Genomic DNA, 13,959 nt, shown 5'->3' on the forward strand with positions numbered 1-13,959 from the left:
GATGTTAACCTCCTCGAAGTCGGCATGTCCGGTGGCGTTGCCGACATCGAGAGGCAATCATGCGGTTCTCCAGGTGCGGAACAGTTGCGGGCCATGGTCCCTACGAGGGCCTCAAATTCACACATCGAACCAGCAAGGTGGTCAGGGAAAGCGGCGCGACAGCCTTTGAGCAGACCGCAATCGTGGTGCCGGAACACTGGAGCCACATCGCCGTCGATATTCTTGCGACGAAATATTTCCGCAAGGCTGGCATCCCGGCTGTGCTGCGCCGGGTTGCTGAAGCTGGTGTCCCCGAATGGCTGTGGCGCTCGGTGCCCGACGACGATCGCCTTGCCTTGCTGTCGCCAGGTGAAAGGCTGGGCGGCGAACACGACGCACGGCAGGTGTTCGACCGCCTTGCGGGTTCCATGACCTACTGGGGATGGAAGGGCGGCTATTTCGAACGCGAGGCCGATGCCGAAACGTTCTTCAATGAAATCCGATACACGCTGGCGCAGCAGATGGCGGCCCCGAACTCACCGCATTGGTTCAACGCCGGCCTTCACTGGGCTTATGGGATCGAGGGGACGGCCCAGGGCCATTACTTCGTCGACGAGACGACCAATACGGTTAAGCCAAGCGCGAACGCCTTCGAGCGCCCCCAAACCCACTCCTGCTTCATTCAGTCCGTGCGCGATGTCCTGGTCAACGAAGGCGGCATTCTGCCGCTCATCGTTGAGGAAGCGCGCATCGCCAAATTCGGCTCGGGCACCGGGGCGAACTTCTCCGATGTCAGGGGATCCAATGAAACCTTGAGCGGTGGAGGGCGTGCTTCAGGCCTGCTGGCGGTGTTGCGCGCCAGCGATCGCGCCGCGGCCCTCGTCACGGCGAGCGGCAGCACGCGACGCGCCTCCAAAATGGTGGTGGTGGACATCGATCACCCGGATATCGAGGCCTTCGTTCGCTGGAAAGCCGACGAGGAGCGGAAAGTGGCCGCGCTGATCGCCGGCTCCCGCACCTGTCAGCAGCACCTGACGGCCGTGTTGCAAGCTGCAACGATGAATGACGTCCTCGAGATCAATCCGCGTCGGAACCCTGGCCTGCGGGCCGCGATGCGGGCGGCTCGCGATGCGCACGTCCCCGAAAACTACGTCCGCCGCGCTTTGCAATTCGCGACCGAGGGGTTCGACTCGATCGACTTTCCGGTGTTCGACGGTGCCTGGGACCAGGAGGCCTATGCCACCGTGGCGGGCCAGAACGCCAACAACACGATCCGCGTCACCAACGCATTCCTGCAAGCCGTAGAAAACCGCGGCCCGTGGGATCTCGTGGCCCGGCGAAGCCAAGCGGCCGTCAAGACCGTCGAGGCGGACCAGCTTTGGGCAGCGATCGGCCATGCCGCATGGGCCTCGGCCGATCCCGGCCTGCATTATTCCGATACGATCAACGACTGGCACACCTGCCCATCGACCGAATTGATCCAGGCCTCCAATTCGTGCTCCGAATTCGTGTTCCTCAACGACACGGGCGCGACGCTCGCCTCGCTCAACCTGTTGCGCTTCAAGACAACCGATAACGGGTTCGATCTCGATAGCTTCGAACATACGTGCCGACTTTGGACGGTGGCGCTCGATATCTCGGTGGCCATGTCGCAGCTGCCCTCAGCCCGGATCGCCCGGCGCACCCACGATTACCGCCCTCTCGGTCTCGGCTATGCCAATCTGGGTGGGTTGTTGATGCGTCTCGGCCTGCCCTACGATTCCGTCGCGGCGCGTGCGCTCTGCGCCGGGCTTACCGCCGTCTTGTCGGGTGCGGCCTATGCCGAATCCGCCGCGATGGCTCGCGACCTCGGTGCGTTCCAAGGCTTCGAACCCAACCGGGACGCCATGTTGCGCGTAATTCGCAACCATTGCCGCGCCGCTCTCGGCTTGCCGGACGGCTACGAGCAAGTCTCGGTTCCGCCGGTACCGCTTGCGGCTGTAGCCCTCGCGTCCATCCCCGGGCTCAACGGGGCCGCCATCGCGTCGCGTGCGCAGGCTTTGTGGACCGAGGCCGTCGAGCACGGGACCGAATACGGGTTCCGCAACGCCCAGGCGACCTGCATCGCACCGACCGGAACCATCGGATTGGTGATGGACTGCGACACGACCGGGATCGAGCCGGACTTCGCCATCGTCAAATTCAAGAAGCTGGCGGCGGGCGGTTACCTGAAGATCGTCAACCACGCGGTGTTGGAGGCGCTGACGACGCTCGGCTATCGATCGCAGGAGATCGCCGAGATGGAGCACCACGCGATCGGCTTCGGGTCGCTGGCCGATGCGCCCTTCATCAACCACCGCACGCTCGCCGAGCGTGGCTTCACCCCGGAGGCGATCGCAGCCATCGACCGCGCCCTTCCAGAAGCTTTCGACATCCAGTTCGTGTTCAATCGATGGACGCTGGGCGACGATTTTCTCGTCGAACGCTTGGGACTGGAACCCGCGCGCCTCGACCAGGACGTCAATCTGCTGCGCCATCTCGGCTTCAGCCGAGCCGAGATCGAAGCCGCCAACGTGCATGCTTGCGGGGCGATGACACTGGAAGGTGCGCCGCATCTGCGCGCTGAACACCTATCGGTGTTCGATTGTGCCAACGCCTGCGGCCGCATGGGAACGCGCTTCCTGTCCCCTGAAAGCCACATCCGCATGATGGCGGCGGCCCAACCCTTCCTGTCCGGGGCGATCTCGAAGACTGTCAACCTTCCCGGAAGCGCCACCGTGGCGGATTGTACGCACGTGTTCTCGCTGTCCTGGAAGTTGGGCCTCAAGGCCGTCGCGCTTTACCGGGACGGGTCGAAGCTTTCGCAACCGCTCAGCGCGAACCGTGAGATCGAGGAAGAGGACGTCGCCGTCCTTGCGGCCCCGGACCCTGTCGCATCCTTGCCCGAGCAGGTGTGGATTGCGGCGCTATCGACAGCCGGGGCGGAAAGTCCTGCCACCAGCCCTCGCCGATCGGGCCTCCATGATCCGGTGTTGTGGGAAGCCTCCTCCGCATCCCGCCCTGTGGTGAGCGTCCTGCAGGGTGTGCCGATGTCGGGCCGTGCCGCGGCGGATCTCTTCGGCGGCGATGGTGGGGGCCCCTCGCATGCGGTCACAAACGACGTCGCGATCGCCATGGCGGTGGGCCTGCAACACGGCATCCCCCTGTCGCGTTTCCTGGATGCCTTCAAGCTGGACGCTTCGGTCTTGAAGCCCGATCATCCCGACGCCCAGCACCCGGGCCTTCTCGATCGTATCGTTCACAGGCTGCACCTGGAGAACGTTGTCGCCAGCGGCTCGCCTGTCGAGGAGACGCCCGCGTGAGCCAAGATCCCGAGCATCACTGCCAGGCGATCGATGTCTCGCATGACGCTGCCGCGATCCGGTCGGCGCTTCTGGAACTTGTGATCCTGAAAGACATGAAGACCCGGCATGGTGAGTCGGCCGAGTACCGCATCCGGCGTGACCAAGCTTGGGTCGAGGCACGCCGCGCCCTCGGTCTGGTCGAAGCTCCTGATTAAAGCTGTCAGGCTCTAGAGGATTCCACTTGGGCCTGACAGCAGTTGAATACGAGCTGACGGCATGATTGTCCGGTTCCAACGGGATCGAACAGACCCTCGTAGGAACGAAGGCAAATCATGCGGCGGGGACGGGTGCCGCAGCGATGATAAACATCATCGGTAACAACCAGAAAACTTTTGTATGGGAGCACTGTTCTGAACCTCCCGGAGCAGGACAGTGTTCGACCTTTATGCGGCCCCAGGCTCGGGCAATTGTTTCAAGCCGTTCCTGGCGCTGCGGCAGCTTCGTATTCCCGTAACCCTGCGCATGGTGGATGTGCTTGCGGGAGAAACCAAGTCTCCCGAGTTCCTGGCCATCAATCCGGTCGGGGTCGTGCCCTATCTTCGCGCGCCTGGCGGACTCGGCCTGAGCGAATCGAATGCCATGCTCTGGTATATCGCCGAGGGCTCGTCCTTGATGCCGTCGGAAGCCTTCGCACGCGCTAAGGGCCTTCAATGGTCTTTCTTCGAACAGTCGCGGCTGGAGCCGTTTATTTCACCAGCCCGCTTCCTGACCTTTATCGCACCCGAGCGTGGGAGTGGACGCGAGCGTGACATCGCGCAGTGGCAAAGCCGGGCGCATGAGGGGTTGGCGATCCTGGACGCTTACCTGCAATCGCACGACTTCATCGCAGGTGCGCACTATTCAATCGCGGACATCAGTGTATTCGGCTACGTTCATGTAGCGCCGCAAGGCGGCATTGACCTTGACGCTTTTCAGGCTGTGCGCTCATGGATCGAACGGGTCAGAGCGACGCCCGACTTTGCGACCATCGACGAGATGACGTCGCTCCTGCGAGGGACGAGGGCGTGCGAGGGGACAGGTTCGGGGGCGAAGGTGGCATGACGCTTTCCGCATCGAAAAAGCAGGGATAGCGCTTAAGCCGTGACATTACTCTCCCGCACCGCGACCGATCCGATCGATCCGGAGAAGGCAGACATCTTAGACCGCCTTTCAGTGGCGACCTGGATCTTCGATATCGACTTCGGACGCGTGGTCTGGGCCAATAAGCCCGGCTTGCACCTTTGGTGCGCCACCTCGCTCGATGATCTCAGTGCGCGGGACATGAAGGCCGACATGTCGGCATCGGTTGCACGCCGGTTGCAGCAATACCAGGACGACTTCCGTCGCACATCCGCCGTGTTTTCCGAGCTCTGGACCGTGTACCCAGGAGGGCAGGCCCGAACTGTGCGGGTGTTGTTCTCCGGTTTCGCTTTGCCCGACGGGCGGACAGGGATGTTCTGCGAGGCCCGCGACGACGTCGATCTTGAGCCCGAACGGCTACGGAGCGCAGACGCGCTGCTTCACACGCAGCTCATGATCTCCCTGTATTCCGCGTGTGGGACACCGCTCTACCGCAATCCTGCGGCGCGCGCCGCCGTTGGACACCATGGGGACGACCTGCGGCTGCAATTCGTCGAGCCGGACGCCTATGAGGATTTCTGCGTCGAGCTGGCACGCGCCGGCGAGGTCAGCCGCATCCTGCGCATCAACACGCAACACGGCGCACGCTGGCACGAAGTCACGGCACGCCAGTGTCATGATGCCGTGACCGGACAGGCCGCCGTGCTGGTCAGCGAGGTGGACGTCAGCGATCTCAAGAACACCCAGGCCAAGGCCCAGTATCTCGCCTATCACGATCCGCTGACGAGCTTGCCCAACCGCGCTTCGGTCCCAAAGCATTTCGACGCGCTGATCGCAGCCGCTGCGCTTCGGTGCGACAGCATCGGCGTGCTGTTCCTCGACCTCGACAACTTCAAGGTCATCAACGACTCGCTTGGCCATGCGCTAGGCGATGACGTTTTGCGAATCGTAGCCCAACGATTGCTGGACATCGGGCGACCCGAGATGGTGACGATCCGCCTCGGCGGTGATGAATTTCTGGTCATCATGTCGGGCGGTGACCGCGAAAGTTATGAAGCCCTTGCCATCGAGGCGCTCGCAAAATTATCGGATCCGGTGATCGTTGGACATCACCGCTTGAACATTACCACAAGCATCGGAATCAGCCGTTATCCGGAGGACGGTGACGACGGTGAGACCCTGATGAAGAGTGCGGACCTCGCCATGTACGAGGCCAAGGAGGCCGGGCGTAACTGTTTGCGCCATTTCTCGATCGGCCTGCGCGTGCAGGCCGATCAGCGGCTCAATCTTCAGTCCGACATCAAGAAGGCTCTGACCGACGGCGCCTTCGAGGTTTATTACCAGCCGCGGGTCTCGCTTTGTAACGACCGCATTGTCGGTGCCGAAGCCTTGGTGCGTTGGAACCATCCTGAGCGCGGGATGATCTCGCCGGCAGCCTTCATTCCACTCTGTGAAGAGACCGGTCTGATCGAGGAGCTGGGACGCCACATCATGGTGACCGGGATGAAGGAGCAGCGACGGCTCCAGGAGCTCGGCTATCCCTTGAGCATTTCCATCAACGTGTCGCAGCGTCAGCTGAGTGCAGGCGATTTCGTGACCATTGTCGAAGACGCGCTCGCGCTAAGTGGTTGTTCGCCTGGCTGCATCGAGTTCGAGATCACGGAATCGATGTTGATGGAACGAGCGGACATGTCGATCGTGATCGACAGCATCCGTAAGCTCGGCATCAAGATTTCCATCGACGACTTCGGCACCGGATATTCGAACCTCGCCCGTCTCCATGAATTCGCCATCGATTGTCTGAAGATCGACCAGGGATTCATCGCGCGGCTGCCTGCCGAGAGCGCGCTGACGCAGATTATCATCTCGCTTTGCAAGCTGTTGCAGGTCAAGATCGTTGCTGAAGGCGTGGAAACGCTGGGCCAGCTGATGTGGCTCAAGGATCGCGGGTGCGACGAATACCAGGGCTATTATTTCGCGCGCCCGCTGCCCTCGACGGCATTTCAGGAGATCGTCGTCCGTCATACGAAGGAGATGCACGGGTGGGACACCACGCCCGTTCCTTGATGTCGGACGCTTGATCCACGACTCCGGTTAACGAGCCTATTCCTGCTTAAAGTGGTGATTTTACAGCCGGAACCGACTTTGCTGCATATCCGCCAGTCGAGGCGGGGTGAGCACGCCACGAAGGTTCGCTACTGTATGCAGTGCATCCGGCTTGCCTCGGCATCAACCCCGGGCTCGACGATCGGGTTGGAACGCAGCAGCGCTTACAGGGATGGAAACAAGGGGATCACGTGTTCGGCGAGCTCAGCCATCACGGCCTCGGCCGCCCGGCGGCTCGGCTTCATGTTGAGCATGACATGGGACACGCCTTCGGTTTGGTGGCGCTGAAGAAGTTCGATCAAGGCGTGGCGCCCCACCCGAAGCTGGCGACCGGGTTGCAACGGCGCGTCGGGATCCTCCAGCAGATCGAACATGACTCCATAGCCGTAAGGCTTGACCACGCCCGCGGGTGAGAGGTCACGCCAATGAGGCACGATGGCGCCGAACTCCGAAACCTCGGGCCCATACCAGATCCATGCATCGACGTTGCTCGCGAGCCAGTCGAGATCCTGCCCTGCGCGACCGATCGCGATGTAGGGAATGCGGCCGGACACCGGCTTCGGCACGAGATCGAGTTTGCCGCTGAGACGGCCGTAACGTTGCGATCGATGGTGCGGAAAGGTTTCGCCGACCACCGCCTTGATGATGTCGACCGATTCTCGGTAGAGCTCGGCTCGGCTGGCGAAGTCGACGCCCAATGCGGGGTATTCTTCAGGACGATCGCCTGAGGCGAGCCCCAGCAGGAATCGGCCCTCAAGCAATTGATCGACGCTCGTGGCCTGCTTGGCGACCCAGATGGGGTTGCGGAGAGGCAGCACGATGCCGGCGGTGCCGATGCTGATCCGAGACGTGACGGCCGCGAGGTAGCCCGCATAGGCAAAGGGGCAGAACACCTGGCCTGCATCACCGAACCCCGGATCGAGGAAGGGGATGTCACGCAGCCAGATTGCCGCAAAGCCGGCCTGCTCCGCCAAACGCACTCGATCGACGTGACCCGCAAGCGTTGGCATCGGACCTTCGGGATAAGCCTCGATCGGGGCAATAAGGCCGAGCGTCAGACGATCCGTACCGAACACTTTGGCAAAAACGCCATGATCGAGGAGGTCTTGCGGTAAACTCGGCGCGACAACCGTACTCGGCTCCACGGGCTGCTGGGAAATCAAATGGGACCCCACGCATGTTGCTGAACACCGCGACCCAACCAGCCACATTGTGGCGTGGTCTCTCGGCTTTCGGCAAAAGCGTGTTTGCTCATGGATGCTCCTCGAACGACCCCTTGCCTATCATCAATAATGCCGAGGCCCCCCGCAACCGCGTTTATACCTCTGGAGAGTTTGGCGAATCGCAGATGTTTCTGGGATGATTACCGAACTTACCGTTCGGAACGTGCTTGCCGTGCGGTCCGGATGCATCCGGTACGCGTCTTTCTGACAACCAGCATGGAACCGCGACGGCGCCGAGCGAGCCTATTCGGACCCTCAAGGCTTGGGTTTCTCCAGCCGGATCGCGGTCCGGCGATAGCGCATCCCGAAGCCCAGGATAAGCAAGGCGCCACCGAAGAGCGCAAGGCTGCCGGGCAGTGGCACTGCGGACACCAGACCCACGGTCAGCCGGCCCACATCGAAGCTCGCGTAGGTGGCGAGCGAGGCATCGGCCGCGTTGAAATATTGGTAGTTGCCGATGAAGCGGGCCTGATCGGCATTGAGCGTCGTGGCCGAGCCGTAGTCGGCCCGCATCAGCGGCGACTCGACATAAAAGCCGCCGTATTCGTAGCCCGTCGCGTTCTTGACGAAGTCGAGGTGCTTGCCGGTGACGGAACCGCTGTAGATGTAGTCCTCGAGATCCGCGATGCTGCGGCTGACGCCGCCGATGGTGACGGTCAAGCTCGCCGCCCCCGGGGCGCCGCGTTGCTGGCCGCCGAACTGCAGGCTTTGCGCCGCATCGACGTAGCGGAAGGCGGATCGGTCGGTGTTGAAGCGTTCCACAAGGGTGAAGCGCTCGCCCGTGAGGGTCTCGGCATTGCCGAACAAGCCGGCTCGATCATAGCCGTATCCGACCTGGCCCGTGTAGGTATATTGGATGATCGAGGCTCTGGCCGCGACGCTCGATGTGCCGAGCGCTGCGGCGGAGATCAGCAACAGGGCCATCGGCCCGACGGCTTTCATCGGCATGGGGTTTCCTTTCGGGCCGCGTGGCTCCGGCAAAGCAGGATCGTCGAGGCCGCCTGGCGGATGGGGTGGCTCAGCGGAAGCGCGGCGGCGTGTAGCCGAGCTCGATCTGCTTCAGCCCCTTGCTGGCCTCGTCGTGCATGCCCTTGGCGTCGAGGTCGTTGAACACCTGCTTGGCGCCTTCCCAGTCGCCTTTCTTGAACAGGGCCCAGCCGCGCACCACTGACAGGCCCTTCGGCTCGGCATGGCCGGCTCGCCGGGCATCCATCATGGCAAGCGCCTGATCGAGGTTACCACCCTGGAAGGTGTTGACGATCTCGGTCGCGCCGCTGTCCCACCCGTCGCCCTTCGGCGCATGTCCCCCGGCAGCAGGCTTCTGGCGACGGGCCTCGCGCACCTCGTGCACCGGCGGCCGGACGCGCTCGGCCGACTTCATCACCGTGGCGAGTTCGGCGACCCGCGGATAGGTGGGGGAATATTGCGCCACGGCGGCCGTAAACGCGGCCTGCTGCTTCAGCTGCTTGGCCGTCACCACGAGTCCGACGGCCGCCGCCTCGCTCGACTGCCAGTCGAGCGACTTGCGGAACCAGCTCTGGGCCTCCGGTACCGCCTTCAACTTGAACTGATGCCATCCATAGGCCTGGGCGGCATCGGCCAAATGTCCCTCGTCGATCGCTCCTGGCAGCGCCGCCAGAGCGTCGGCCGGCAGCGGCACCTTGGCGTCGAGGTTGGCCACCAGCACCTCGACCATCAGCTTGGCGTTGGGGGCACCGAGCGACGCATAGTGCCGGGCCATCGCCACGGCCTCTCCGGCCTTGCCACCGTCGCGCAACGCCAGCACCAGCCCTTCGGCCGGCTTTGCCGCGGCGCCAGCCTTGAGCGCCTCGCGAAACCACGTCTCGGCGCCGGCGAAATCCTGCCGGCTCAGGGCGTACCAGCCGAGCAGCTCCGCATCCTTGCTGCCGTTCGCCGCGCGAGCGCGCATGGTGAGCTGGTCGAGGTCGGCCTGGGGCGCGACCTGCTTGGCCGCCAAGGCATCGCCGACACGCCGCCGCACCGCATCGAACTTGAGGTCGGCGAATTCGCTCGACCCGTCGGGCAGGCGCTTGCCCATCTGGACCAACCCATCGACGGCGCCCGGCGTGGTCAACAGCGCGGAAGCCTTCTGCACCGTGGCCAGCCGCTCCTGCGGGTCGGTGCAGGTGTTCAGCACATAGCGATAAGCCTCGACCGCATGTGGCTCGTCGCCGGTCGCCACGAGCGCTTCCGCGCTGCGCCACACCGCATCGACGGTGCTGCAGGTCAAAAGCCCGCGATTGGCCGCCGCCACATCGAGCACGGTGCCGTAGGATTTCGCGTCGGACGCATGAACGAGCTGCTCGTAGGCAACGGCAAGCGCCAGCTTGGTCGACAGGTCGTTGCTCGGCTTCCAGCCCGGGGTCTGGCGCTGTCGCTCGGCGATCGCGTCCTTCAGGCCCTGCAGGTCGTGCTCGGCGAAAAGGTCCCAGAACGCCTGCTCGGATTCGCCCGGTCGGTCATCCGTGAACAGATCGGTCGGCGGTTCCCAGCCGGGGAACTTCGCCCGCAGCAGGCGGATCTCGGCGGCCACGCGCGCGAGGTCGTTCTGCGACGCATAAAACCGCAAGGCGCTCAGGTTGGGTTCGCCGGTCGCGGCGACGGCGGCGGGGGTCGGGGCAGCCCGGTTCGGCAGGAATCCGGCGTCGGCGGGAGCGGGCGCCGGCTTGGTGCCAGGGGGCTTCGCCATGAGGGGCGAGTCGGCCGCGAGGATCGGCTTGCCGAACACCACCGCATCGGACGGGTCGGCGGCGGCCAGGCAGGGGCCGGCCGTGGCGATCAACAAGGCCGTGCCGGTCATCAGCAGGGCCATGGCGCGCGGGGTCAGAGACATGCGGATACCCTTTCCTGAATGGCGATGACGGACAGAAGCCGGAGGGTTTCCGGGTAATAAAGATCGCTGCGGGCGTTGATCATCTCCGGCGGCACGGCCGTGCCGGCCGACACGCAGCGCGCGGTGGCCATGACGAGGTCATAGCCGGGTTGCGCCAGCGGCACCGTCACCGGCACCTCATGGGCTTGCAGCAATTGTGTCGTCGAGGCTGTCTGGCCCCAGGGGGCCGCGAAAGGCTCCAACGCGATCCGGGTGTCGGCGCCGCCGTCGAAGGCCAGATACAGCGGGATCCGGATGGCGTTGTAGCCGAAGGCGGCTGGGAAGTTAGCGGCCGGGCGCGGCGCGCCGCTGGCGAGCCCCTCCCATTCGGATGGCACCCCGAGGGTGCCGAATCGGCTCGCCTGGATCAGCGCCAGGCCGCTGTGCCGCACGGCCGCCCAGTCGAATTCGGGGGCCAAAGCGGCCAAGGACGCAAAGGCCGGAAACACCCAATAAGACAGGTTGACCACGGGGCCGTCCGGTTGTTCGGAGGCACCGAAGCCCGTGAGGCCGGGCTTCAACACGGGGCCCAAGGGCGTCGGCAGGATGGCGTGGCTGCCGACCGCACGGGCGAGCACCACCGCGGCCTCTCGGTAGTCGGGACGATGGAAGCGTTTCGCGGCTTCCGCCAGCGCCCAGGCCACTAGGATGTCGCCGTCCGTGGCGTTGTTGGTGTCGGTGACGGCCTTGACGGCGGGATCCCATTTCCAGGCCAGCAGGTGGTCTTTGCGCACCGCAAGGGTGCGCGCGGTCCAGCGCCACAGCGTTTCGAAGCTCGCGGCGTCACCAGCCTTGACGGCCAGCAGCATGCCATAGCCCTGCCCTTCGCTATGCGAGATGCCGCCATTGGCGTTGTCGACCACCCGGCCGTCCGGGGTCACGAACCGGGCCGCATAGCTGCGCCATTCAGACGAAAGCCAGTCCTGGGACGCGCGGTCGACCAGGCTCTGGGTGTGCTGGGCGGCGTCGAGGGACGCCAGCGTTTCGCCGGCCCGAGCGCCATTCTGGGAGCTGCTGGCCATCAGGATCGCCCCGAGCAGGATCGCGGCGCCCTTCATTTCGCACCCATGCGGCGCACCAGCGCGTGGGTCGAGACGCCGAGCGTGCCCATCACCACGAACAGGATCGCCAAGCTCATCAAGATGTTGTCGCTCATCAGGCCGCCCAGGATCGGACGCACGTCGGCCACCACCACCTCGGACGGCAGCACATAGGTGACGCCGCGCGGCTGCCGCACCTCGATCTCGCCGCTCGTGGGGTCGAATTTTACGGCCTCGCCGCGCAACTGGTCCCATCGCCCACTGGCGGCGAGCCGGTCGAGGCCCCCGTCGAGCGTCGCCGGGCTCGACGCCGTCACCACAAGCCAATGGGTGGCGTCCCGGGTGAAGCGCGGCATCACGTCGAGGCTGTCGCGCGGAGCCTTGCCGCCCGGCGTCACGGCCGCCACCAGCAGATCGTCGCTTTTCAGCGTCAGCAGGTCGGCCTTGTCGTTGCCGAAGAAGAAGCCGCGGCTGCGCAGCCCGGCCCGCACTCCGTCGACCAGCACGCCGAGGCGCGTTGGGGCGACGCTTTGTGGCGTGGCGTCAGCCGGTGTCGTCTCACTGGCACCGGTTGCCGCATCGGTGTCTGCCGCGCTGGCGTTGGCCGCATCGACGCTAGCCGGTGCGGGGGCGACGGGCGCCGTGAGGCTGCGCAGGGCGCCGGAGATCGACGCCGGCAGCTGGTCGGCAGCCGCCACCAGCAGGCCGGGCCGGTCTTCGTCGACAATGCCGAGGTGCACTTGGAGCGTCGCGGCCGGACTGCCCGATGCTGCCAGATTGGCCAGAACCGTCAGGGCGGCCGCCATCGACGCGCGATCGCTGCCCGGCAGGTAGACCGGCAGATCGCCACGCGCCGCCATGGCGGCCGGAATCTGCGGAATGGTGGTCAGGTGGGCGAAGCCGGGAAACTCGAGCTCGGACGTATCCGCGATCGTCAGCCGTGCTTCATGCGGCATCGTCATGGTCTTGCACTGCGCATCGGCTTCGGCCGACAGCGTGCCCTCGATGGTGACGTCGTTGCGACCCGGATGGAAGAAGCGGAGCGGCAGCTCGACCTCGCGATGATCGAAGCGCTCTGCCTTGCGGGCCAGCAAAGGCACGGAGGACACCAGCGTGCCGTTGACCCGCAGCGCCAAGCCGTCGCCGTCGACCAGCGTGGCCGAATGGCCGCCATCGAGGCGCAGGCGCGCCCGATCATTGGTGCTCATGAAGTCGGGGGGCAGCACCACGGCAAGGCTCGCCTCGTAGCGTCGGCCGGTGAACACCTCGGTGTTCCTGCCGAGCTGCGCGAAGCTCTTGCGGAACCCGTCGCGCGGCGGTTCGACGACCCCAGCTGCGACGGACGGCGTGGCGCGCGGCGCCTCGTCGGCTTCCGGATCAACTTCGACCATGATGCGACCCGTCCCCGCGTCCTGACCGACCCCGATGCCGGCGGTCTTGGCCAATGGCGCGAAACCCTCGGGCTCGTGGCCTGCGACGATCAGGTCGAGGCCTGGCCCGCGACCGGCCTCGGGCGCTACCTCGACCACCGGACGCACCAGTTTGGCGCGGCGGACCAGGGTCTGCACGGCGCGGGCGGCCTGGCCGATCTCGGCCTCGTCGGCCCCCTCGCGCATGCGTACCCAAATGCGCGTGGTGCCGTCCTCGGCCAGGGGCGCCGCAGCGAGGTCCGCCACGCCGGCGATCTGGTCGGCTGCCCCATCGGGTACCACGAAGCCGGTGTGGCTCGGGTCGAGCGTCGCCCAAAGCTCATAGGTGGCCGGTACCGAGCAATCGACGCGGTGGGTCAGCGTTGCCGTGACCTGAACCGTGTTGGCGCCGGGCACCAGCAGCCCGGCCGGTACCGCGATGGGCACCAGCATGGTCTTGTCGGCCGCATTGGCCGGCACGGCCGCCAGGGTGCGTCCGTTGACGCTGATCGTGATGGCCGAATGTTCGGGCAGCAACGACACCGTGTTGCGCAGCGCCACCTGGAAGGTGTTGATCCGGGCGGCCTCGCTCCGGCCCAACGCCACGGCGAAGCGGCGCGATGCCATCTCGCCCCGGAACGTCAGGCCGTCCTGGCCGGCCGGAAGGCGCTTCAGCAAGACGCCACCGGGCACCGCCGCCGCGACGGTTCGCGGCGCGATCACGAAGGGGGCCGGGGCGGCGCCGTCGGCTGCGGCTGTGGCCGCCGTCAGCGCCAGGGTCGAGGCCGCGAGCAGGAAGGCATGCGGTCGAAACAAGGCGAGGACCTTGATGGGTGCCATGGGGAAAATCCTGAGATCGACGCTACG

Annotated in this window: 9 protein-coding genes; 4 read left to right on the plus strand and 5 right to left on the minus strand. The window is 65.1% G+C overall.

Features of this window, described 5'->3' with window-relative positions:
• Positions 1 to 137 precede the first annotated feature (137 nt).
• The 4 genes from P7D22_RS00055 (at position 138) to P7D22_RS00070 (ending at position 6,488) form a co-directional block, all read left to right on the plus strand.
• Positions 138 to 3,320, plus strand: coding sequence for an adenosylcobalamin-dependent ribonucleoside-diphosphate reductase (locus P7D22_RS00055; RefSeq protein WP_319932153.1), 3,183 nt, complete (start codon positions 138 to 140; stop codon positions 3,318 to 3,320).
• The gene (locus P7D22_RS00060) at positions 3,317 to 3,517 is read left to right on the plus strand and encodes a hypothetical protein (RefSeq protein WP_319932154.1); all 201 of its coding nucleotides are present in this window, start codon (positions 3,317 to 3,319) and stop codon (positions 3,515 to 3,517) included. The genes P7D22_RS00055 and P7D22_RS00060 overlap by 4 nt, the downstream gene beginning before the upstream one ends.
• A 217-nt stretch (positions 3,518 to 3,734) precedes the next feature.
• Positions 3,735 to 4,403 carry a glutathione S-transferase family protein gene (locus tag P7D22_RS00065; RefSeq protein ID WP_319932155.1) on the plus strand — a complete coding sequence of 223 codons (669 nt, stop codon included), beginning with the start codon at positions 3,735 to 3,737 and terminating at the stop codon, positions 4,401 to 4,403.
• A gap of 39 nt (positions 4,404 to 4,442) precedes the next feature.
• On the plus strand, positions 4,443 to 6,488 hold the full coding sequence (locus P7D22_RS00070; RefSeq protein WP_319932156.1) for a putative bifunctional diguanylate cyclase/phosphodiesterase: 2,046 nt from the start codon (positions 4,443 to 4,445) through the stop codon (positions 6,486 to 6,488).
• A gap of 203 nt (positions 6,489 to 6,691) precedes the next feature.
• Here the strand turns inward: P7D22_RS00070 and P7D22_RS00075 are convergent, their stop codons facing one another.
• The 5 genes from P7D22_RS00075 to P7D22_RS00095 all read right to left on the minus strand — a co-directional run bounded on the left by P7D22_RS00075 (position 6,692) and on the right by P7D22_RS00095 (position 13,932).
• Entirely contained in the window at positions 6,692 to 7,672 is a 981-nt protein-coding gene (locus P7D22_RS00075) for an LLM class oxidoreductase (protein WP_319932324.1), read from the minus strand.
• 333 nt (positions 7,673 to 8,005) lie between these two features.
• Complete coding sequence (locus P7D22_RS00080; RefSeq protein ID WP_319932157.1) at positions 8,006 to 8,698, minus strand: hypothetical protein; 693 nt, start codon at positions 8,696 to 8,698, stop codon at positions 8,006 to 8,008.
• A 70-nt stretch (positions 8,699 to 8,768) separates the two neighbouring features.
• The gene (locus P7D22_RS00085) at positions 8,769 to 10,604 is read right to left on the minus strand and encodes a hypothetical protein (protein ID WP_319932158.1); all 1,836 of its coding nucleotides are present in this window, start codon (positions 10,602 to 10,604) and stop codon (positions 8,769 to 8,771) included.
• Positions 10,595 to 11,701, minus strand: coding sequence for a glycosyl hydrolase family 8 (locus P7D22_RS00090; protein ID WP_319932159.1), 1,107 nt, complete (start codon positions 11,699 to 11,701; stop codon positions 10,595 to 10,597). The genes P7D22_RS00085 and P7D22_RS00090 overlap by 10 nt, the downstream gene beginning before the upstream one ends.
• Positions 11,698 to 13,932 (minus strand): cellulose biosynthesis cyclic di-GMP-binding regulatory protein BcsB, encoded by a 2,235-nt coding sequence (locus tag P7D22_RS00095; protein ID WP_319932160.1) that lies wholly within the window; start codon positions 13,930 to 13,932, stop codon positions 11,698 to 11,700. Before P7D22_RS00095 ends, P7D22_RS00090 begins: the two co-directional genes overlap by 4 nt.
• Positions 13,933 to 13,959 lie beyond the last annotated feature (27 nt).

This window comes from Lichenihabitans sp. Uapishka_5 (assembly GCF_033947565.1).
GTDB lineage: Bacteria > Pseudomonadota > Alphaproteobacteria > Rhizobiales > Beijerinckiaceae > Lichenihabitans.

Bases quoted from the DNA above. Each gene is read 5' to 3' on its own strand.
- P7D22_RS00095 (WP_319932160.1), bottom strand. From the start codon at position 13,932: ATGGCACCCATCAAGGTCCTCGCCTTGTTTCGACCGCATGCCTTCCTG.
- P7D22_RS00085 (WP_319932158.1), bottom strand. From the start codon at position 10,604: ATGTCTCTGACCCCGCGCGCCATGGCCCTGCTGATGACCGGCACGGCC.
- P7D22_RS00080 (WP_319932157.1), bottom strand. From the start codon at position 8,698: ATGCCGATGAAAGCCGTCGGGCCGATGGCCCTGTTGCTGATCTCCGCC.
- P7D22_RS00090 (WP_319932159.1), bottom strand. From the start codon at position 11,701: ATGAAGGGCGCCGCGATCCTGCTCGGGGCGATCCTGATGGCCAGCAGC.